The organism is Thalassospira sp. SN3W, from assembly GCF_038070535.1.
Taxonomy (GTDB): domain Bacteria; phylum Pseudomonadota; class Alphaproteobacteria; order Rhodospirillales; family Thalassospiraceae; genus Thalassospira; species Thalassospira xiamenensis.
On sequence record NZ_CP121124.1, the window covers coordinates 3,002,419 to 3,023,890 of the forward strand.

The following is a 21,472-nucleotide window of genomic DNA, read 5'->3' on the forward strand; positions in this document are numbered from 1 at the left end:
AGGAGTTATGGGATGCTGATGAAATCTGCGCGTGCGGCCATTCTGGGAACGGCACTTGCCATTCTGCCTTTGTCGATCACACCGGCAATGGCACAGGACAGTACCCTTGAAAGGGTTGTGATCGCCCATCGCGGAGCATCGGGCTATCTGCCCGAACATACCCTTCCGGCAAAGGCGCTTGCCTATGGCATGGGCGCGGATTTCATCGAGCAGGACGTGGTGATGTCCAAGGATGGCGTGCCGGTTGTCCTGCATGACATCCATATCGATACCACGACCGACGTTGCCAAGAAATTCCCCGACCGCAAACGTGAAGATGGCCGGTACTACGCCATCGACTTCACGCTGGAAGAACTCAAAAGTCTGAACGTTACCGAACGGTTCAAAGCCGATACCGGTGATCAGGTTTATCCCAACCGTTTCCCCGGCGAATATGCCATCTTCAAAATCCCGACCTTTGAAGAAGAAATCGCCATGATCCGGGGACTTAACAAATCAACCGGGCGCGATGTCGGCATCTATCCGGAAATCAAGGACCCGGCCTGGCACAAGTCCGAAGGACAGGATGTGACTGCTGCGGTCATCAAGATCATGGAACATTGGGGGTATGGCACGACGGAATCCAATTCCTTTGTTCAGAGCTTCGACTGGGCCGAAACCAAGCGTATCCGGAATGATCTGAAATATCAGGGCAAGCTGGTTCAGTTGCTGGGCGAAAACAAATGGGGTGCGCCCGAAGGCACGGACTACGATTATCTGAAAACCGATGATGGTGTGGCCGAAATGGCAACTGTGGTGGATGGTATTGGCCCTTGGTTGCCACAGGTCATCGAAGGGCTTAGTGCCGATGGCACGGCGATCATGACACCAACCCTGATCGCAGCCCAGCGCGCGCAGTTGAAAGTCCATCCCTATACCCTGCGGGCTGACCAGTTGCCGAAATGGGCGGGCGATATGGATATCGCGCTTAAGGCGATCTTTGACGATGCCGGGATTGATGGCATCTTTACCGATTTCCCCGATCAGGTTGTCGAATATCTGGCGGTGCGACCGCAGCAGGACTGACTACGCTGGTATGTCGCGGTCTGGAACAGTTCCGGAATGCGCGCGTTCTGATCCGGGTAGGTTAAGCGAAATAGACTGTTTCCAATCTGACTGTTTCCGTCAGGCGGCAGTTGCCGCATGCTGATGGCGACGGATTTTCAACTCAAGGAGGCAAAATTGGCCAAGGTTCTGGTTCTTTATTATTCGATGTACGGACATATCGAAACCATGGCAAATGCCGTGGCCGAAGGCGCACGTGGTGTTGCCGGTACGCATGTTGACGTCATGCGCGTTCCTGAAACTATGCCCGAAGATGTCGCCAAAGGTGCTGGTGCCAAGCTTGACCAAGTGGCTCCGGTGGCGAAAGTTGACGATCTTCCGGAATATGATGCGATCATCTTTGGCGTTCCGACCCGGTTTGGTAATATGCCCGGCCAGATGCGCACCTTCCTTGATCAGACCGGTGGTTTGTGGGCCAAAGGCAAACTGATCGGCAAAATCGGTTCGGTCTTTACCTCGACCGGGACCCAGCATGGCGGTCAGGAAACCACGATTGTCACGACCCATACGACGTTGCTTCATCATGGTATGGTGATTGTCGGTGTGCCCTATAGCTGTTCGGGGCTGACCAATATGGACGAAATTACAGGTGGTTCGCCCTATGGTGCGGGAACGCTTGCCGGGGCGGATGGTTCGCGCACGCCTTCGACCAATGAGCTTGATATTGCAAAATTCCAGGGCAAACACGTTGCCGAACTGGCGGCAAAGCTGGCTGGGTAATCATTGATTGCGTTCGATATCAGGGTCGTGCGGGTTATCGGCGCGGCCCCGATACATTTAGAGGCACGAACATTTGCTATGATGTTCGTGCCTTTTTGATTGATTGGGGTGTTATGGGAAACAATTCGATGCTTGATTGGCCATTGTTTCGCGACAGTTTTCTGCCAGATTGGGGGATATGAAGTTTCACAGATCGCAGCCCGATAGATTCCCGGCTGCTGACAGGAGGACCTGATGTCTGAACAGGGCAAAAAACCGCGCGGTGTTGCGCGCGTACTTCGCGCGATGGACACATCCGACGGGGCAGGCGTATCGCTGAAGCGGTCCGTCGGATCGCCGCAGCTTGATATGCTTGATCCGTTTCTGATGCTCGATTCCATTTCAACCGACAATGCTGACGAATATATTGCCGGTTTCCCCGAACACCCGCATCGTGGTTTTGAAACCGTGACCTATATGGTCGAAGGTGCCATGCGTCATAAGGACAGCATGGGTAATGAAGGTGTTCTGCGTTCGGGTGGTGTGCAGTGGATGACCGCCGGCAGCGGGATTTTGCATTCCGAAAGCCCGGAACAGGAAAACGGTCTTTTGCAGGGGTTCCAGCTTTGGATCAATCTGCCGGCCAAGGACAAGATGGTTACCCCGCGTTACCAGAATATTGAAGGCCGCGACGTTGCCGAATTCAGCCCCGAAGACGGTGTTGATCTGCGCCTTGTCGCCGGTGAATTCATGGACAAAACCGGCCCGGTTAAAGGGATTGCCACCAAACCGGTCTTTATTGATGCCAAACTGGCGGCTGGTCGCGAGGTGACCCTGCCGGTGCCTGAAGGCCACGCGGCCATGGTTTATGTCTTTATCGGGGATGCGATTGTTGCCGATAAAGCCGTCACAACACATCATCTGGCCGTGCTTGACGACGGTGACAGCATCACCCTTACAGGCGGGCCCGAAGGCGGGCGGATGCTTCTGATTGCGGCCCGTCCGCTGCACGAACCGGTTGTTCGCTATGGCCCGTTCGTCATGAGCAGCAAACAGGAACTGATGCAGGCCTTCGATGATTATCAGCGTGGCCGTTTCGTCCGTGCTGCGGCGGCTTCCTGAAAAAAAACATCCATAAAATGCGACAAACCCCGCCAGTTTGCACTGGCGGGGTTTCATCATTCTGGCAAAATGCCGGGCAATCAGCCCATGGCAACTTTCAGGCCTTCGTCAAGTTTGTCGAGGAACTGCGTGGTGGTCAGCCATTTCTGGTTCGGACCGATCAGCAGCGCCAGATCCTTGGTCATGAAGCCAGCTTCGACAGTGTCGACACAGACTTTTTCAAGGGTTTCGGCAAATTTCACGACGTCCGGGGTGGCATCGAACTCGCCACGGTACTTAAGGCCCTGCGTCCAGGCAAAGATCGACGCAATCGGGTTGGTCGAGGTTTCTTTGCCCTGCTGGTGCTGGCGATAGTGGCGGGTGACGGTGCCGTGGGCTGCTTCTGCTTCTACGGTCTGCCCATCCGGCGTCATCAGAACCGAGGTCATCAGACCAAGCGAGCCAAAGCCCTGTGCCACGGTGTCAGACTGAACGTCGCCGTCATAGTTCTTACAAGCCCAGACGAAACCACCATTCCATTTCATCGCACATGCAACCATGTCGTCGATCAGGCGGTGTTCATAGGTGATGCCAGCAGCTTTGAACTTGTCGGCAAATTCGTTCTGGAAGACTTCCTCGAACAGATCCTTGAAGCGGCCGTCATAGGCTTTCATGATCGTGTTCTTGGTCGACAGGTAAACCGGCCAGCCAAGAGCAAGGCCATAGTTCATGCAGGCGCGTGCGAAACCGATGATGCTGTCATCAAGGTTGTACATCGACATGGCAACGCCCGAAGACGGGAAGTCGAAGACTTCGTGTTCGATGGGCTCACCGCCGTCTGCCGGCTGGAACTTGATGGTCAGTTTACCTGCACCCGGAACCTTGAAGTCGGTCGCACGGTACTGATCACCAAAAGCATGACGACCGATAACAATCGGCTGGGTCCAGCCCGGAACCAGACGCGGAACGTTCGAGCAGATGATCGGCTGGCGGAAAACGGTACCGCCGATGATGTTGCGGATGGTGCCGTTCGGCGACTTCCACATTTTCTTCAGGCCGAATTCCTCGACGCGCTGCTCGTCCGGCGTGATGGTCGCGCATTTGACGCCAACACGATGTTCCTTGATGGCATTTGCCGCATCAATGGTGATCTGGTCGTTGGTTTCGTCACGTTTCTGAACCGACAGATCGTAATATTTAAGATCGATGTCGAGATACGGCAGGATCAGTTTGGTTTTAATGAAGTCCCAGATGATCCGGGTCATTTCGTCGCCGTCGAGCTCGACGACGGGATTCTTCACTTGAATCTTGCTCATGGAATACTCCCTTTCTGGCCGCGGCCAGGATACAGCGCGGCTGCCATTTGACATTTCATCCGGCGCGCGAGGGAGCGCCCTGGCCGCGTCGGGAGAGCGCAACATACAGGATGAAATCAGAAAATCAAAGAGGGCGGCGCAACATCCTTGTTAAGACTTTCGCGCAAGGCCGAAATTGCTGGGTTTTTGTGCCTTGGCCGATGTTGATGCTGCCCTAGAAAACGCTGGTTTGCCCGATATTTACGCCATTCCCTGAATTAATGCTCATCCCACGGGCAGGGGACATGGCATGTGACGGCATATGATCCTGATCAAAGAAAAAGGTTATGGAATGGGTCAAACTCGCATTTGTCGGGTTCAGGGGGAAGACTCCGGCACCGTCAAACCGGAACCATATGGGGGCTTCCATGAACCTGCCTTATGAAACCAACATCATCATCGCGCTCTGCATTGTCGGCTTCTGCCTTTTGGGCGTCGGATATAGCTTCCGCGACCGGGGATGGGGCCTTGCGCTTGTCTGGATCGGGGTGATCACAATGATGGGGCCGATTGCCTATCGCCTGCTGGTCATGTTCTGAGCCGGAAGTCGTTCGGTGCGCAGGCTTATGCCTGCGCCGGGGTTTTCTGGTCAACCGTGGCCGGGTCTATTCCGTATCCGCGCAAGAACATATCGACCGCCGCAATTACATGGGCGTGCAAATCCTTTGCGTGTGGTTCCCAGCCGACATAGGTCATCTGTCGGAAATCGTAATCGGCCTTAAGCAGGCTTGTGAAAAACACGGCGGCCTGTTTCGGATCGCTTTTGGGGAAGTTGCCTTCTTCCATCTGGCGTTCGAAATAGGATGTGATGATCCGGCGGCCGCTCATCAAGCCGCTTTCATAAAACACCTTGCCCAGATGCGGGAACCGCGGGACTTCTGACAGGAACAGCCGCATATAGCGAATGGTTTCCGGCGTGGTCAGAAGCGTCATCAGCGTTTCGCCAAAATGGATCAGGGCCGCACGCAGCGGCATCTGTGACAATTCCAGATCGGCCATGACAGCAACCACACGTCCCGTGCAATTGCGAATCACCGCTTCGAATACGCCGTCCTTGTTGCCGAACAATTCGTAAATTGTTCGCCGGGAGCCGCCAGCTTCGGCGGTGATCATTTCAAGTGTCGTGCCCGAAAGGCCATGTTCGCAAAAAAGTTCACGGGCCGCATCAATCAGCGCTTCGCGACGTTTCAGGGTTCTCGGGTCGATATTTCGCGTTTCGGACAAGCAACTGTTCCAATTCTGCACTTGACGTTTGGTACTGATTGGTACCATAAGGGTTCAAATGGTACTGATCAATACCAAAAGGATCAAACGGACGATGAGTGTGAAAAAAGTCATACTGCCCCTGATCGCTGCGGCGATTATCGGTGGCGGTGGGTATTACGGGTTCTACTGGGTGACTGAAGGTCAGTACCACGAATCGACCGACAATGCCTATTTACAGGCTGACGAAGTCGCGATTTCGCCAAAGGTTTCGGGATATGTCGGCGACCTTCGGGTTGCCGAAAACCAGCCTGTGCGCAAGGGCGAACTGATGTTGTCCATCAAGGACGAAGATTATCGTGCCGAACTGAAACAGGCCGAGGCCGCCCTTGATGCGCGCCGTGCCGCGGTTCAGACCATGGACGAGCAGATCACCCTTCAGATGGCCGCCATCGATCAGGCGGCGGCCAATGTCCGCATTGCGAAGGTCGAACTTGATCGCACGTCCGAGGATTATACGCGTTACGAGGATCTGGTGAAAAAGGGGGCGGCCAGCCGCCAGAAATTCGATTACGCCAAGGCCGACCGTCAAACAGCACTGGCACAGGTGGCTGCTGCCAATGCGACCCTTGCGGTCGAGCAGGGGCGGATCGGCGTTCTGCGTGCGCAGAAGGTCGAAGCCGAACGTGCCGTATCACAGGCAGAGGCCGCGCGCGATATCGCGCAGCAGGCCCTTGATGACACGCGCATCTACGCACCCTTTGACGGTGTGATTGGTAATCGGTCGGTTCAGACCGGCGCACTGGTTCAGCCCGGCGAACAGTTGCTCGTGCTTGTGCCGCTTCCGGGGGTTTATGTTGTGGCCAATTTCAAGGAAACCCAGATCGGCCATATGGCACCGGGCCAGAAGGTCCGGATCGAAGTCGATGCCTTTCCCGATGCTGATATCACCGGCCGGGTCGAGAGCTTTGCCCCCGCCACCGGTGCGCAGTTTAGTTTGCTGCCGCCCGAAAATGCCACGGGCAACTTCACCAAAATCACGCAGCGTGTCCCGGTGCGTATTGCTCTTGATAACAGCGAGCTTGCCAAGGCCCTGCGCCCCGGCCTGTCGGTTGTTGTGAATGTCGATGTGCGTGATGGCGACGGTGCTGAGCATGCGGCGGGCTCCGGCCTTGCCAGTGTTGTAACGCCGACCCCGGAACTCTCGGAGCGCAACTGAAATGAGCAGTGCCGCCAACAGCCCCGGTTCCATAGCCCGGCCCGATGATCCGGTGCAGCATGTCGATACCACCAAGTTTATTGGCTGGGTTGCGATGGTGGTTGGCATGTTTCTGGCGATCCTTGACATCCAGATCGTCGCAAGCTCGCTTGAAAACATTCAGGCCGGTCTGTCAGCAAGCCCCGATGAAATCGGCTGGGTCCAGACCAGTTACCTGATCGCAGAAGTCGTCATGATCCCGCTTTCGGGTTTCCTGTCACGCCTGATCTCAACCCGCTGGCTTTTTGTTGCCTCTGCAATCGGTTTTACGATTTTCAGCATCGCCTCGGCCTGTGCCTGGTCAATCGAAAGCATGATCTGGTTCCGTGCCGCGCAGGGTTTCCTTGGCGGGGCGATGATCCCGACCGTGTTTGCCACGACCTATATCATTTTCCCGGCGGATAAACGTAATACCGCCTCGGTGATGATTGGTCTGATTGCCACTATGGCGCCGACTGTGGGGCCGACTTTGGGCGGTTATCTGACGCAGTCATTTTCGTGGCACTGGCTGTTTCTGATCAATGTTGTGCCGGGCATGCTGATCGCGCTTGTCGTCGCGGTAACGCTTGATGTTGATCGTGGCGATCGGTCGCTGCTCCGTGGCTTTGATCTGCGCGGATTGCTTGCGATGGCAGCCTTTCTCGGCAGTCTGGAATATGTGCTGGACGAGGGCCCAAAAGATGACTGGTTTGATGAACGCGCCATTGTTTATGGTGCCGTGATCTGCGTGATTTCGGGACTCTACTTCTTCCGGCGGATGTTCACCTATGATCATCCGATTGTCGATCTGCGCTCGTTCAGGGATCGCAACTTTGCCATGGGCTGCATCTTCAGTTTCACCCTTGGCATCGGGCTTTATGGCAGTGTCTATATCCTGCCGCTGTTGCTAAGCCGTGTGCGCGGCTATGACAGTCTGGAAATCGGCACCATCATGGCGGTCACCGGCATTTGCCAGTTCATTTCTGCCCCGATTGCCGGGAAACTGACGGCCAGATTGCCTGCGCGTGTCGTGCTGGGCTTTGGTCTGGCGTTGTTTGCGGTGGGGGTTGCCCTGAACGGTTTTCAGAACAGTCAGGTATCGTTTCACGAACTGATCCTGCCGCAGGCTGTGCGTGGTTTTGCCCTGATGTTCTGCATGCTGCCGATCACCAATCTGGCACTTGGCACCTTGCCACCGGAAAAGATCAAAAACGCCAGCGGCCTTTATAACCTGATGCGCAACCTTGGCGGGGCGATTGGCTTGGCTGCGATCAACACCATGCTTGATAAACGCACCGACCTGCATTTCGCCCATCTGGCCGAACATATCAATACATCAAGCACGGCCTTCCAGAATTATCTGGCGACCATGACGGCACGATACGGTGCCATGGGGCTGCCCGACCCACAGGCTAGTGCGATGAAATCCATCGTCAATATCGTCACGCGCGAAGCCAGCATGATTTCATTTAACGACGTGCAGCTTGCCATGGCCGGCATCTTCATTCTGGCTTTGCTGCTTCTGCCGCTCGCACGTCCGGCAGGATCGGGCAAACCATCCGTCGACGCACACTGAAAACAGGATATTCCCCAACCAGACAGAAAAGGCCGCACATCGTTCCCCCGACCCCGCAAGCGAAAGCTTGAGTGCGGCCTGACCGGTCCCCGTTCCCCCGGGGACCGGTTTTTTTTAGCCAACCAGCTTGATCACCTTCTGTGTGACACTTTCCGATCCGGGTTCGGCCCAGTAAAGGGTGGCGCTTATTTTGAGGTCACCATCCCGGCAATCGGCATTGATCAGCGCGAAATTGTTTTCCCCGGCAAAACGGAACATCTGTTCAAACCGACCGCCATCGAACCCGTCTATATCGGCCGATTTTTGCATGGCGGCGGTGGCAATGCCCGGTGCCGGTTTGCGTGAAATCGCACTTGACGTTACATTGAACAACCTTGCCCCGGGATAGGTTTTGCCATGCGTGATCTGAAATGCGCTGGCGCAATGGACATCCCCGCTCAGGATCACAATCGGGATGCTGCTTTCAGCGGATCGCGCCAGCAGCAATTCAAGCATCGCATTTCGTTCCTTGTGGTTGGTTTCATGGCCCCATTCATCCATGAAATCATCCTTTTGACCGCCAAAATCGAGCGTGTTTACGGCACTTTCCGTCCAGTGCACGACGGGCACGGGCGAACAGATAAAGATCGCCTTTTTCTTTTTGGTTGCGGCCGAATTGATCCAGCTTTTGAAGCGTTCGAGCTGTTCCGCCCCCAATAATCGCTGTCCGTCGGGTAATTCACAATCGTGATGGCCGCGCACGTCAAGCATGTAAAAGCCATAGGCTCCCTGATCGAATTTATAATCCCAGTGGCTGGCATCGGGATCGCCATTGACGATCATGCTGTCAGGGTTATGCGCATGCTGATATTCAAGATAGGCCCGCGCTGCGGCCTTGAACATCAGCATTACAAGCGCGTAATTGGCGTCCTCGTCATCATCCTGAAAGAAATTGGCGAGCTTGGCCTTGCGCTCATCCGCGGTCAGCGAGCCCCAGCCGTCCATGATCTCGTGATCGTCCCATATCATGTATTGCGGGAAACGCCGGTAAACAGACAGCAGATGTTCGAACTGCCAGTAAATCCGGTAATAGGTGCGATAAAGCTTGGTGAAATAATCAATGATTGCGGGTTCGTCGAGGTTGCCATCAGGTGTGCGATAGGCGGCCAGCAAGGCGTTTTTGTTATTCTTCAGCCACACCCAGACGTCCTGCATGCGCGATGCGTGATTGGTATCACAATAAACCTGATCGCCGCCGCCAATGACAAAATCTGCACGGCGTTCGTTAAGGACATCATAAAACTTGTCCCATGCGCCTTCGCTGTTAGGTTTGACACTAAACGGGTCGTGGCAGGAATAAAACCCGAACTGCAATGACTGCGGGTTTTTGGGCAATGTCCGGAACCAGTAATCATGTTCGCCGCCCATCTCGATGCAGCGCTCAAGATCAAGCTTGTCCGATGCAAGGTAATAGTAATAGCGGGTATCTGGTTTAAGGTTGTCTACCTCGAACGTCATGGTCAGGTCGGTTTCGCGGGTGAATTCGCGTTCTTCCATAAAAACGATATCGCTGTTCGCGGCCTTCATAGCAGCAAGGCTTTTGCCTGACAGATCATAGGCATCCTCGGGCAGTTTTTGCGCACTGACAATCAGTGTCCAGCGCCCGGCCATATAGGCCCTTACCCAGATTTTCGCCGTGTTGTCGGTGGTATGGCCGACGATGGCGGCTGTATCGATTTTGGATTTGAGTGTTTCGTAATTGTCCGGTTGTTGCAGACTTGCCATTGGAAATCCCCGCTCTGTTTGCGCCCATTTTTTTCGGGTGCTTGCTTGGCCCGTTATTGCCCGGTCTTGTTGCAGACAGTTTAGGCCAATTTACGACGGTATCAATTTCAAGTTTCAGATGCTTGTTTGGGGCAATCTTATCGGGAAGTATCCGTTGCCATTAAACAGGAAACGCCCGGGCGGGGAACCCGGGCGTTTCGGTCCATCCGGAAGGGAGACCACCGGATGGAAACAGGGTCGGACGGCCAATTTTTTGGGAGGCTGGCCGTTTGGGGATGCGGTCAGAAGAAAGGGGCTCCTGACCGCCGGGCGACCCTGCATTGGTGGCGCAAGGGGGGCTTCTTGTTCTTTTCGTTCTCAGGCCGGGGCAGTGGGGGCTGCCCCAGCCGGGGTGGTTGCACCAAGCGCCTTCAGGCGTCTGGAATGGAGACGTTTCGAATAGGTGATCTGAATAATGCCCAGCATCACCAGAAGGGCCGAAATCCAGAAAACGCTGTTATGGGTGGGGGCTGGCGTCAGTTCAAATTGCGCGGCCAGCATTTCAAGGCCCAGAAGGATGAAAGGCAGGATACTGGTCGCAAGGATGTATTTCTCCATCCCGGCTGTCTTGATCGACCGCAATGTCAGGACCATGGCAGGACCGCGCAATAGTGTGCCAAGGATCAGACCGGCCAATATGGTCTCGATCCCGAAGAACCCGTCAAGCGAGGTATAGGGGATCGGAACCGGGCTGATAAAACCGATCAGCGGCGGGAAGATCAAAAATACCGATGCGGTAATCAGCAACAAAACCCCGGTAAATCGCAGATGCGACCACGCATCTTTGATCTGGTTGTCAGGGTGTTTTTCCGCCAGAACGGATGATAAAATCGCCGTAACCTCGGACGCCAGCATCAACCACACCGCAGGATTGGCAAGGCCGTCGGGCAGATGCCACGCCAGAAAACCGGCACCGGCAAGCAGGATCGTGTGCCCGAACCATTCCGCCTTGCCCGGTGCGCGACCAAGGATAAAGGCCGCGGCAAGGGCCGCCATCGGCATGCCGGTTTGTGATAAAATTCCGCTTTCAGGCGCGCTGATATAGACCAGTGCCGCGGTCCAGCTGACCCCGGTCAGAACGCGCAAAACCCCATATGCCCAGTTGATCGGCAAGGTGAATTGCCGCCACGGAATGAGCCTTCCTGGTGCCATCAGCACAAGTGCCAGCCCGCCGAAAACCAGTTGCCAGCAGGTCATGGCATAAACATCGACATCAAACGCTGTCAATGCAATCCGGTTGCACACCAGAAGCATCGCCCAGACGACTGTTGTGCTGACAAGCAGGATCAGAACCGGCATATGAAAAAACTTCAAAAGTTATGAACGTTGCCAGTCTGTTGGATTCAGGAATGAATAGCCATGCCCGATATTTAAGTGGCGTTATTCAAATTTGTATCGCCGGGTCAACGGGACAGCTTTCGGTTCATCTGATCCCGGCACGCAGAAATGCCTGAATGAACTGGCGCTGGAAAATCAGGAAGGCGATCAGAAGCGGCAAAATGGTCAGGATGGTGGCAGCACTGATCACCGAAATATCAACACCGGTTTCCGGCGCACCGAACAATGAAAGCCCCACGGTCAATGGCCGGGTTTCCGGTGAATTTGTCACGATAAGCGGCCACAGGAAATTATTCCAGTGGGTCGCCACCGACACCAGCGCATACGCCAGATAAACCGGCTTGGCCGCAGGGACATAAACTTTCCACAAAACGCCCATCCAGCTGCATCCCTCGATACGTGCGGCTTCTTCAAGTTCAAGCGGTACGGATTTGAAGGCCTGACGCAGCAGGAAAATGCCAAATGCGCTGGCCATATAGGGCAAGCCGATGCCAAGGGCGGTATCAAACAGGCCCAGTTTGGCAACTATGGCATAGTTTTCGACAATCAGAACTTCTGGCAGGATGAACAACTGCAACAGCACCAGAATGAAAAGGGCATCACGGCCGCGGAACGCAAACCGGGCAAAGGCAAAACCGGCCAATGTGCACAAAACAAGCTGACCCATCAGGATCAGGGACACAAGCGTAAGCGTATTGACGAAATAGCCGATCCAAGGCACGGCATTCCAGACATCAATGAAATTCTGCAAGGTCAGTGGTGCACTGAAATCAAGTTCCAGTGCACTGCCCGACGGTTGCAGTGCCGCCCAAAGGGCAAATAACAGCGGCGCAATCCAGACAAGAGCAAGAACCCATGCGCCCAGCGTATCGAGAATCCTGGCAAGATCGGGGAACCGAATATGTGGTTGGGCGATGAGTGATGGGCGGGTGCCGAGATGTACGTTCATCGGTAATGGGTCCGTTTTTCAACCAGTCGGAATTGCACGATTGCGACGATACCAAGTACTAGCAAAACCATCATGGTCATTGCCGCGGCATGCGGGCGGTCGAAATAGGCGAATGCCATTTCCCAGATCCAGTAAAGGATCAGTTTTGACGCATTGTTCGGCCCGCCTTTGGTGAGGATGAACAGATGATCGATCAGTTTGATCGAATTGATCAGCGCATTGACAAAGACGAATATCGTGGTTGGCATCAAAAGCGGCAAAAGCACCCGTCGTGTATAGGTCCAGCGACCGGCCCCTTCAATGCGGGCCGCTTCGCGGAGGTCCGGCGGAATGGTCTGAAGGGCTGCCAGATAGAAGATCATGAAGAACCCGGCTTCTTTCCAGATCGTCACGATGATGACCGCGGCCAGTGCCGTTTCGGGCTGCCCTAGCCAGTTGGTCGGTTCCGCGCCAAAAAATCCGGTAATACGATCAATGATGCCAAGATCGGGGGTATAGAAAAACAACCATAAATTCGCTGCGGCAATCATCGGCAGGATCGTCGGCGTGAAATAGGCGCTACGCACAAAGCTTCGTGCTGGAATATGCGCATTGGCCCAAAGCGCCATGATCAGGGCAAAGATGATCGAAACCGGAATTGTAACCCCGGCATAAATCAGATTGTTGCCTGCCACGGTCCAGAATGTCGGGTCGGCAAACAGATCAAGATAGTTTTCAAATCCCGCAAAGCTGCTTGGGCGGCGTGTTGTGCCACGGGTAAAAAGACTGCCAAAGAAGGTCGCGATGGCCGGGTAAAATGCAAACAGGCTAAGCAACGCCAACGACGGCGCCATCAGCATCCAACCGTAAAGAGCAAGTTTGCGTCTTTGTATTGCTGCCAGATCGTTTCGAGGCTGATCACCCATCGAGGCCACGTCCTGAATTCAAAAGGATTTCAAATGAAGAAAGCAAAAAGGGCCGGGACGGGGGAAAACCGTCCCGGCAGCAGATCGGCTTAGTTGAACGCCTTAAGAAGACGGTTGGCGTCTTCCTGGGCGTCGACCAGGGCCTGTTTCGGCGATTTTTCGCCGGTCAGGGCCGCCTGAATGGCGTTGTTAAGAGATTCACGAACACGGGCCGTTTCATAGGTCGAGAACTCCGGGATCGCGACGTTAAGCTGATCGCGGGCAACCACAGCCTGCGGGAACTCGCTGGTATAGGATTTCAGCGCGTCGGTTTCGTAGGATGCCGGGGTAACGCCGACATAACCGGTTGCAATTGACCATTCTGCGGCACGTTCCGGCGCGGTCATGTATTTGATCAGGTCAAGCGATGCGGCCTGCTGTTCCGGGCTGGAACCCTTGAACATATAGAAATTGCCGCCCCCGGTCGGTGAACCGGGCATTTTGTGCGCCGGAAGCATGGCAACACCGAAGTCAAACTTGGCTTCTTTTTTGACAGCAGACAGGTTGCCTGTCGAATGCCACATCATGCCGGTCTGACCCTGCACGAAAGCCTGACGAAGTGTGCCCCACTCAATCGTGCCCTCAGGCATGATCTTTTCTTTTGTGGCGAGGCCGCGCCAGTATTCAAGAGCCTCGATGACGGCAGGATCATCGAAATAGGTTTCCGTTCCGTCGGCATTCATCAGTTCCTTGCCATTCTGAATGGCAAAGCACTGGAACATCCAATAAGGATATCCGGTGGACGGAACCATTAGACCCCATTTGCCGTCTTTGGAAAGCGCCTTGCCCGCGGCAACCATTTCTTCCCAGGTCTGGGGTGGAGTTTCCGGATCAAGACCGGCTTCGCGGAACATGTCCTTGTTGTAGTACATGACGATGGTTGAACGCTGGAACGGGATGCCCCAGGTTTTGTTGTCGACTTTGCCATTGGCCATCAGCGCCGGATAGAAGCCGTTAAGCCATTCCTTGTCTTCTGCGGTTTTGACAACATCATCAAACGGAATGATCAAATCCTGTTCGATCAGGTCATAGACATCGATCGAAAACATCACCGAAAGCTGCGCCGGATCGCCGCTTTTGATTGCAGAAACCGCACGCAGTCGGGTGTCGTCATAGTTTCCGGCATAAATCGCATTGACCTTGACGTCGGGATGTTCGGCTTCAAAACCGTCAATCATGCCGTCGATTACTTCGGTCAACGCACCGCCAACGGCGATGGGGTAATACATTGTCAGTTCGGTTGCGGCAAAGGCCGGGGTTGCCGCCGAAGCAAGCAGACCGGCAGCAAAAGCGGCACTGGTAATGGAATTACGCATCGGTTTCTGTCCTTTTACGATGTCGGAATTGCTGAGTGATTGGTCGTCGTAACAAAAGATTTTTGCGTTGCATGGTCGTTCATCGCCGCCGAAAGACGATGACCGTGTTCGCGATCAAACCAGTGGGCAGCAACGCCAGCCCAACTGAGCGAGACTTGTGTCCCGGGCGAAAGATGCACACGACCGGGCAGGCGGGCCGTTGTCCCGTCGGTTCCGTCTATTGACAGATAGACAAAGGTTTCCGGTCCCAGGAACTCGCTGGATATGACCGTCGCGGAGAGGCCCGAAGCACTGTTTTGCTGGTCGGTATCAAGTTTGATGTCTTCGGGTCTGATGCCGACAATCAGATTGTCGGGTCGTGCACCGCTTGGCAGGGCGTCGGACGGGATTGCGGTTGCTGGCAATAGCCCCATTGGCGGGCTGCCGACAAAGCTTGCGGCAAAGGCGGTGGCGGGTTTCAGATAAAGGTCTGCCGGGGTTCCTGCCTGCTCGATACGGCCATTCTTCATCAGGATGACGATATCTGCCATGCTCATCGCTTCGGTTTGATCGTGAGTGACATACACCACCGTGATGCCAAGGCGTTGCTGCAGGTCGCGAATATCCTTGCGCACGGAATGCCTCAGTTTTGCGTCCAGATTGGATAGTGGTTCATCCATCAGGCACAGCGGATGCCCGGCAACGATGGCGCGTGCCAGTGCAACCCGTTGACGTTGTCCGCCCGAAAGTTCGGCAGGCTTGCGTTTCTCCAACCCTTCCAATCCGGTCACACCGAGCGCATCGGCCAGGCGTTTCGCCATTTCAGCCTTGGTGCATTTGCGAACCTTCAGGCCAAAAACAATGTTTTCTGCGACGCTAAGGTGAGGAAACAGCGCATAGGATTGAAACACCATGGATAGCTGTCGTTTTGACGGCGGGACTGCGGTGACGTCCTGATCGTCAATCAGAATGCGACCCTGATCGGCGGTTTCAAGACCTGCAATCAGACGCAGCGTGGTTGACTTTCCGCAGCCGGAGGGCCCCAGCAGAACGACAAAGCTGCCGCGCGGTATATCAACGGAAAGGTCATGAACACCGTTTCCACCGTCAAAAATGCGTGAAACATTTTCGATCCTGATAAAGGGTCTTTGGGAGTCGGGGGTCTGAGACGTCATTTGGGAGTTTCGCCTTTTGCTATTTGCAGCCGGTCGAGGATGTCCTGGCGCTGGAACAGGGCGTTAAAATCATCGCCGGGTTTTTGATCAATGACGATCATGTCGGGGTCGGTGAGGTGCCCGCCCTTGGCCGGGGCCGGGCGACCGAATTTCGATTGATCGGCAACCAGAATGGAATTTCGGCAGTTTCCAATGATCGCCTGACGCAAGGCGACTTCGCGATGGTCGAAGTCGGTCAACGTTCCGTCGGTTTCAATTCCACCAACACCGAAAATACCGAAATCAGCTTTGTAGTTATGGAACATCTCTTCGGCGTCCGGTGTGATCAGGTCACGATCGGGCAGACGCACAGTGCCGCCAGGAATAACGATCCGGTTGCTGGTATTTGTGCCCAGCGCCATCGCGACATTCAGATTGTTGGTGATGACGGTCAGGTTGCGATGATCCGCCAGATTAAGCGCCAGCAATTCAAGTGTGCTGCCGATCCCGATCAGGATTGATGCCCCGTCGGGAATTTTCCCGGCAACATGCAGCGAAATGGCGTGCTTGGCGGCAATGTTGGTCACCTGACGATTGTCATATGACAGGTTCATGCCCGGCTCGCCGGCGTATTCGGCCCCACCATGGCGTCGGCGCACCAGATTGGCGTCGCTTAAAATATTGACGTCGCGACGCACGGTTTGTGGTGTGACTTCAAATTGGTCCGCCAATGCATCAATGGATGCAAAGCCATCACGGCGCAGAATATCGATAATATGGCGTTGCCGGATTGAGATGTTCATCTGATCGCTTGATTTGTTGTTTTGAACATAACCGCGATCATATAGAGCTTCGTTGTCACTAAGATTTCAGAAGAGTGACATTCGTATGAATGTTGTTTTCGGTCCTTTTCCAGTATGATTGCGGCCACCGGGATGCCCCGATGGCCGGGTGAAAATCATGTCGCGAGATTGCTGTGATTGCGTTTCAACTATGTAAAAATCAACGACTGATGCACCCCAACCCCGGCCAGAACGCCTGCGGCCGAGGCCAGTGTGGCATTATGGCGCGCCGTGGCGGCATCGCCCGCGGCAAAGACGCCGGGGATGCTGGTTTCCTGTGATGCGTCGACCTTGATGAACGGTCCGGCAAGGCCGTCTTCGAACCTGCAACCCAGCATTTCCGCAAGTGGATTGGTCATTGAAACAGTTGGCCCGGCAAACAGGGCCTGAATGGGCTTGGTGCGCCCGTCGGCCAGTTTAACGGCGTCAAGTTCGGGGGCGGTGCCGATCAGTTCGACTATCGGACTTTGTTCAATCGTGATGCCGCGCGTATCCATCTGTGTGCGGATTTCAGGTTCCGGTTCGTATTTCCCTTGGGTGAAGAAGGTCGTCGGGCCCCAGTCCGGGATCATCATTGCCTGATGGGTGGACATCGGGCCGGTTGCAAGCACGCCAAGTTCCCGGTCACGAACTTCGTAACCATGGCAATAGGGACAATGCAGCAAGGTTTTGCCCCAACGCGGCATCAGACCGGGAATGTCGGGCAGGGTGTCAACCACGCCGGTAGCAAGGATCAGGCGGCGGGCCTGAAAGCGGCGGCCATCTTCCAGCGATACCTTGAAACGGTTGCTGTCTTCGTCCCCGGTTCCGGCGGTATCCGGTTCCAGTCGGGTCGCGGTTTTTGCCATGCCATGCGCAATGCTGACGGTGGGATAGGCGCGAATTTGCCCCATCGCCAGACGGGCAATTTCATCCGGGCTTTTGCCATCCAGCCCGAAAAAGCCGTGCGATGCCGCGGCAAAACGGTTGCGCGGCAATCCGGCATCAATGATGCAAATCTCTTTGCGGGCGCGGGCCAACTGCATGGCAGCGGATAAACCGGCAAAACCGGCACCGATGATGATCGCGTCATAAAGTTTTTGCGGGTCCGGCATCGAAACTGGATGGGCAACTGATGAGGGTGCGAATGTATCGGACATATCGGGGCTCCGTACGGTAACTGAAAATGAATCATGTAACTTTATAAGTATCGTGATTTTGCAATGTCAAGGGTCTTGAAACTTTTGGTGTTGCGAATATGCGCCAAAGCCCGATAGTCTGGCCGTGATATTGCCAGACCAAGGAAACCATCAATGCGCCGTGACAGTCGCCTTTCCCGCATGTTGCACGTCCTGATCCATATGGATCGGTTTGGCGGGGCGATGACGTCCGACATGATTGCCCGGATGCTTGATACCAATCCGGTTGTGGTTCGGCGTACGATGGCAGGGTTGCGCGATGCCGGTTATGTGCGATCCGAAAAGGGGCATGGCGGCGGATGGGTGATTATTCGCCCGCTTTCGGAAATCACGTTTCTTGATATCCATAACGCGCTTGGCAATCCGTCGATCTTTGCCGTGGGGGTTGCGGTCGAACATCCCGAATGTCTGGTTGAACAGGCGGTAAATGCCGCCCTTGGCAGTTCGTTTGACGCCGCCGAGAAACTTTTGCTTGAGCGGTTTGCGTCGGTCACGCTGGCCGATCTTGCCACTGACGTCGATCAGCGCTGGCCGACCGAGCCCGATGGCAAATGGACCGGACCGGGCAGCATTTTTGAACATCTGCCTCACTCCGGCGATCCCGAATAATCATACCTTGCAAATACTTGTGGCTCTATGTCTGTGCCCGCGCAACCATGGCTTGCGGGATCGGCGGTGATCCAATAATGAATAACAACGGGATTTTTTGATGATCCGTTATTCAATCCTGTATCGCGCCCCACCACCAACCGAGGCCCCCGATGACAACCAAAAAACCGGACTGGGATCATATACGCGTGTTTCTTGCACTTGCGCGCACCGGCAGCCTCAGGGCGGCCTCTCAGGAGCTTGGCGTCAGCCAGCCGACATTGGGGCGGCATTTGTCCGCCCTTGAAGATGTCGTCGGCGTGGTGCTGTTTGATCGCCTGCCAGAAGGATTGCGCATGACCGAAGCCGGGCGCGATTTACGCCCGCGCGCCGAGGCGATGGAAGAAGCCGCCTTTGCCTTCCATCGGCAGGGCGATGCGATATCGGGCATTCGCGACCGGCAGGTTCGCCTGACCGCCAGTGCGTGGTCGGCCCTGTTTCTGGCAGGTCAGATTGATAGCAAACCCGATGGGCTTTACCTTGAAATCCGGCAATCCGATGATACGCAATTGCTGACCAAGCGCGAGGCGGACTTTGCCGTCCGGCATGGTTTGCCTTTGACCGGGGATTTCATTACCAAGCGGCTTGGCACGATTTCATGTGCGGTCTATGCGACCGAAAGATTGGCGTACGATATGCGGGGTATGGGACCGGATCGGGTATTTGCCAATGCGCCGTGGATCTGTTTTTCCGAAGAATTCGACCTTTATGAAAGCCAGCGCTGGTTGCTGGCCCATATTGACGGCAATAAACCGTTATTTCGCGCGGGCAATACCGCGATGCTGCAAAATGCATTGCGCACCGGGATCGGGGCGGGAATTTTGCCGTGCTTTCTGGGCGACAGCGACCCGGCACTGGCCCGGGTTTCGCGCCCGATCGAGACGCTGGATTCTGATATCTGGCTGATTGTTCACCGCGATCTGCGGGCCGCCGAAGGTATCAAACAGGCGACCAACTGGGTTGCCGATATGTATAAACGCCGGGTGATGCAGTTATCAGGTGCACGGGCCTCTGGCGGCGAGGGAATGGAACTGAAATAGGCAAAAGAAATGCCGCCCGGGTTGTGTCGGGCGGCAGGTTCGCAAAGAGCGTGTCGGGGTTCGCACCTTTGCGGCTACTTTCTGCTTTTCCACACCCCTGTGGGATCAGTTTGCGACCATTGCGGCCGGTTTGGGTGTGGTTTTGCTGCTGACCGGCAGGATTGGATATTCCACCCGCGGCGCTTCCCCGGTCAGGGTCATGAGGAAGGCGGTAATCGCCTTAATCTGGCTGTTGTCAAGTTCAGCACCAAGCTGGCTTGATCCCATGATCGCAACCGCCTGCTCCAGGTCCCAGACCTTGCCGGAATGGAAATAGGGTGCGGTCAGTTCGATATTGCGGAGCGGTCCGGCGCGGAACACATAGTCATCCGTTGCCGTCTGGGTCACGGCAAAGCGGCCCTTGTCATCGGGCGGCAGGATTTCCGCACCCGGCTGTTCGACAACACCGAACGGATAATAACCGGTGCCACCGACATTCACTCCGTTATGGCAGGATGCACAACCAGTATCGATGAACAGTTCAAGTCCGGCCATTTCGGTTTTGGTCAGGATGGCATCGTTTCCTTCGAGGAACTGGTCAAACCGTGATGCCGGGGTGATCAGGGTTGCTTCGAACGCCTCGATCGCCTTGGCCATGTTGTCAAACGTTACCGGGTCGCTTTCACCCGGGAAGGCGTGGACGAATTTCTGGACGTAATCGCCCATGCTTTTCAGTACCTCGACAACACGTTCGGGGGTGCTTGCCATTTCAACTCCGGCCTGAACCGGGCCCTTGGCCTGTGCCTTCAGGTCTTCCGCACGTCCGTCCCAGAACTGTGCTTCGTTAAACACGGCATTCAGAACGGTCGGGGCGTTACGCGGGCCTTTCTGCCAGCCATGACCGATGGATGTTTCAAGGTTGTCATCCCCGCCCATGCCCAGATTGTGGCATGTATTGCACGAAATCAGCGCACTGGCCGACAGACGCGGATCAAAGAACAGCATCTTGCCCAGTTCGACCTTTTCGCGTGTGACCGCGTTGCCTTTGACGGCTGGTACCATTGACGGAATGACTTCGAAATGCTCAAGGGCCGTCTTGCGCAAGTCAGAAGGTGATAGTGGTTCTGCTGCAAGGACGTTCCCAGCGACCCCCAGCATGGCAGCAATGGAAACAAGGCTGCCGACCAGACCACGATACGATTTCATTTGCTCTCTCCCAAATGATGGTGGTTCGGGAAGTAAAACAGGCGGCAAATGCAATCACGATGATATATGTCAAGTGCCTAAAATAAATGTAATATCAGTATGTTGATTGGAATTTTACAAAGAAAAATCCGCAAGAATCGATATCTTGCGGATTGGATATCCTGGCCGTTAAATCGGGCTTAAAGAAGCTTTTCACGCGGATCGAATTTTGGGGCGGGCTCGGCTTCAAGCTGTTCAAACACTTCATCCAGCGTTTCGGCCACCGTAAACAGGTTGCGGTTGCTTTCACGTGCAAAGCCGTCTTCGATAATGCCATCAATCATATCAAGGCATTTGTCCCAATATCCAAGGGCGTTCATGAACACCAGCGGCTTGTCATGGATGCCAAGCTGGCGAAGGGTTAGCGCCTCGAAGGCTTCGTCAAGGCTGCCAAGGCCACCGGCAAGGGTGACGAACGCATCCGAACGTTTGAACATTTCGACCTTGCGTTCATACATGGATTTGCAGACGATCAGTTCGCTAAGCCCCTTATGGCCGACTTCGATGTCATCCAGATGGGCCGGGATGATGCCGACCACCTTGCCGCCATTTTTCATGACCGCATCGGCAACTGCGCCCATCAATCCGATACGGCCGCCACCATACACCAGTGTTATGCCGCGTTCGGCCATCATTTTGCCAAACGCAATCGCGTTTTCCATGTGCTGGGGGTTTTTGCCGTTCGAAGCGCCGCAAAAAACACAGATCGATTTAACTCTTGTCATGGCAACCTGCCTCTTTGTTGTTATCTCGCAGGTAACTCTCGCCTGAACACCGCGCCA

20 protein-coding genes are annotated in these 21,472 nt (G+C 55.0%); 8 read left to right on the forward strand and 12 right to left on the reverse strand.

Annotation, left to right across the window (positions count from 1 at the left end; translation table 11 throughout):
- The first annotated feature begins 12 nt into the window (after positions 1 to 12).
- The 3 genes from glpQ to P8T57_RS13545 all read left to right on the forward strand — a co-directional run bounded on the left by glpQ (position 13) and on the right by P8T57_RS13545 (position 2,925).
- Positions 13 to 1,065 carry a glycerophosphodiester phosphodiesterase gene (glpQ, locus tag P8T57_RS13535; RefSeq protein WP_341363382.1) on the forward strand — a complete coding sequence of 351 codons (1,053 nt, stop codon included), beginning with the start codon at positions 13 to 15 and terminating at the stop codon, positions 1,063 to 1,065.
- A 156-nt stretch (positions 1,066 to 1,221) separates the two neighbouring features.
- Positions 1,222 to 1,824, forward strand: coding sequence for an NAD(P)H:quinone oxidoreductase (wrbA, locus tag P8T57_RS13540; protein WP_007090544.1), 603 nt, complete (start codon positions 1,222 to 1,224; stop codon positions 1,822 to 1,824).
- A gap of 234 nt (positions 1,825 to 2,058) precedes the next feature.
- Positions 2,059 to 2,925 (forward strand): pirin family protein, encoded by an 867-nt coding sequence (locus P8T57_RS13545; RefSeq protein ID WP_341363383.1) that lies wholly within the window; start codon positions 2,059 to 2,061, stop codon positions 2,923 to 2,925.
- 80 nt (positions 2,926 to 3,005) lie between these two features.
- Here the strand turns inward: P8T57_RS13545 and P8T57_RS13550 are convergent, their stop codons facing one another.
- On the reverse strand, positions 3,006 to 4,220 hold the full coding sequence (locus P8T57_RS13550; RefSeq protein ID WP_007090536.1) for an NADP-dependent isocitrate dehydrogenase: 1,215 nt from the start codon (positions 4,218 to 4,220) through the stop codon (positions 3,006 to 3,008).
- A 326-nt stretch (positions 4,221 to 4,546) separates the two neighbouring features.
- On the opposite strand from P8T57_RS13550, the gene P8T57_RS13555 reads away from it, so the two are divergent.
- Positions 4,547 to 4,798, forward strand: a complete 252-nt coding sequence (locus P8T57_RS13555) for a hypothetical protein (protein WP_037990256.1) — start codon at positions 4,547 to 4,549, stop codon at positions 4,796 to 4,798.
- A 25-nt stretch (positions 4,799 to 4,823) separates the two neighbouring features.
- Here the strand turns inward: P8T57_RS13555 and P8T57_RS13560 are convergent, their stop codons facing one another.
- Positions 4,824 to 5,483, reverse strand: coding sequence for a TetR/AcrR family transcriptional regulator (locus tag P8T57_RS13560; RefSeq protein WP_341363384.1), 660 nt, complete (start codon positions 5,481 to 5,483; stop codon positions 4,824 to 4,826).
- Between the two features lie 94 nt (positions 5,484 to 5,577).
- Between P8T57_RS13560 and P8T57_RS13565 the strand changes: the two genes are divergently transcribed.
- Both P8T57_RS13565 and P8T57_RS13570 read left to right on the forward strand, forming a co-directional pair.
- Positions 5,578 to 6,681, forward strand: coding sequence for an HlyD family secretion protein (locus tag P8T57_RS13565; protein WP_341363385.1), 1,104 nt, complete (start codon positions 5,578 to 5,580; stop codon positions 6,679 to 6,681).
- 1 nt (position 6,682) lies between these two features.
- Complete coding sequence (locus P8T57_RS13570) at positions 6,683 to 8,275, forward strand: DHA2 family efflux MFS transporter permease subunit (RefSeq protein ID WP_341363386.1); 1,593 nt, start codon at positions 6,683 to 6,685, stop codon at positions 8,273 to 8,275.
- 114 nt (positions 8,276 to 8,389) lie between these two features.
- Here P8T57_RS13570 and P8T57_RS13575 read toward each other — a convergent pair whose 3' ends face one another.
- From P8T57_RS13575 to P8T57_RS13610, 8 genes are all read right to left on the reverse strand, one after another.
- Positions 8,390 to 10,039, reverse strand: coding sequence for an alkaline phosphatase D family protein (locus P8T57_RS13575; protein ID WP_341363387.1), 1,650 nt, complete (start codon positions 10,037 to 10,039; stop codon positions 8,390 to 8,392).
- A gap of 357 nt (positions 10,040 to 10,396) precedes the next feature.
- Positions 10,397 to 11,377 (reverse strand): EamA family transporter, encoded by a 981-nt coding sequence (locus P8T57_RS13580; RefSeq protein ID WP_341363388.1) that lies wholly within the window; start codon positions 11,375 to 11,377, stop codon positions 10,397 to 10,399.
- A 124-nt stretch (positions 11,378 to 11,501) separates the two neighbouring features.
- Positions 11,502 to 12,365 (reverse strand): carbohydrate ABC transporter permease, encoded by an 864-nt coding sequence (locus P8T57_RS13585; RefSeq protein ID WP_220150854.1) that lies wholly within the window; start codon positions 12,363 to 12,365, stop codon positions 11,502 to 11,504.
- Positions 12,362 to 13,270 carry a sugar ABC transporter permease gene (locus P8T57_RS13590; RefSeq protein ID WP_007090528.1) on the reverse strand — a complete coding sequence of 303 codons (909 nt, stop codon included), beginning with the start codon at positions 13,268 to 13,270 and terminating at the stop codon, positions 12,362 to 12,364. The genes P8T57_RS13585 and P8T57_RS13590 overlap by 4 nt, the downstream gene beginning before the upstream one ends.
- An 89-nt stretch (positions 13,271 to 13,359) precedes the next feature.
- Positions 13,360 to 14,625: an ABC transporter substrate-binding protein gene (locus P8T57_RS13595; RefSeq protein WP_114094632.1), complete on the reverse strand. Its 1,266-nt coding sequence runs from the start codon at positions 14,623 to 14,625 to the stop codon at positions 13,360 to 13,362.
- Positions 14,626 to 14,639: 14 nt separating this feature from the next.
- Positions 14,640 to 15,779 carry an ABC transporter ATP-binding protein gene (locus tag P8T57_RS13600; RefSeq protein WP_341363389.1) on the reverse strand — a complete coding sequence of 380 codons (1,140 nt, stop codon included), beginning with the start codon at positions 15,777 to 15,779 and terminating at the stop codon, positions 14,640 to 14,642.
- Positions 15,776 to 16,561 (reverse strand): DeoR/GlpR family DNA-binding transcription regulator, encoded by a 786-nt coding sequence (locus P8T57_RS13605; protein ID WP_341363390.1) that lies wholly within the window; start codon positions 16,559 to 16,561, stop codon positions 15,776 to 15,778. Before P8T57_RS13605 ends, P8T57_RS13600 begins: the two co-directional genes overlap by 4 nt.
- Before the next feature lie 188 nt (positions 16,562 to 16,749).
- The gene (locus P8T57_RS13610) at positions 16,750 to 17,739 is read right to left on the reverse strand and encodes an NAD(P)/FAD-dependent oxidoreductase (protein WP_341363391.1); all 990 of its coding nucleotides are present in this window, start codon (positions 17,737 to 17,739) and stop codon (positions 16,750 to 16,752) included.
- Positions 17,740 to 17,892: 153 nt separating this feature from the next.
- On the opposite strand from P8T57_RS13610, the gene P8T57_RS13615 reads away from it, so the two are divergent.
- Both P8T57_RS13615 and P8T57_RS13620 read left to right on the forward strand, forming a co-directional pair.
- Positions 17,893 to 18,387 carry an Rrf2 family transcriptional regulator gene (locus tag P8T57_RS13615; protein WP_341363392.1) on the forward strand — a complete coding sequence of 165 codons (495 nt, stop codon included), beginning with the start codon at positions 17,893 to 17,895 and terminating at the stop codon, positions 18,385 to 18,387.
- Positions 18,388 to 18,539: 152 nt separating this feature from the next.
- Positions 18,540 to 19,466, forward strand: a complete 927-nt coding sequence (locus tag P8T57_RS13620; RefSeq protein ID WP_007090522.1) for a LysR family transcriptional regulator — start codon at positions 18,540 to 18,542, stop codon at positions 19,464 to 19,466.
- Positions 19,467 to 19,571: 105 nt separating this feature from the next.
- Here the strand turns inward: P8T57_RS13620 and P8T57_RS13625 are convergent, their stop codons facing one another.
- Both P8T57_RS13625 and P8T57_RS13630 read right to left on the reverse strand, forming a co-directional pair.
- Positions 19,572 to 20,651 (reverse strand): cytochrome-c peroxidase, encoded by a 1,080-nt coding sequence (locus tag P8T57_RS13625; RefSeq protein WP_063092775.1) that lies wholly within the window; start codon positions 20,649 to 20,651, stop codon positions 19,572 to 19,574.
- Between the two features lie 179 nt (positions 20,652 to 20,830).
- Positions 20,831 to 21,415, reverse strand: coding sequence for a TIGR00730 family Rossman fold protein (locus tag P8T57_RS13630; protein WP_063092776.1), 585 nt, complete (start codon positions 21,413 to 21,415; stop codon positions 20,831 to 20,833).
- Positions 21,416 to 21,472: the final 57 nt, after the last annotated feature.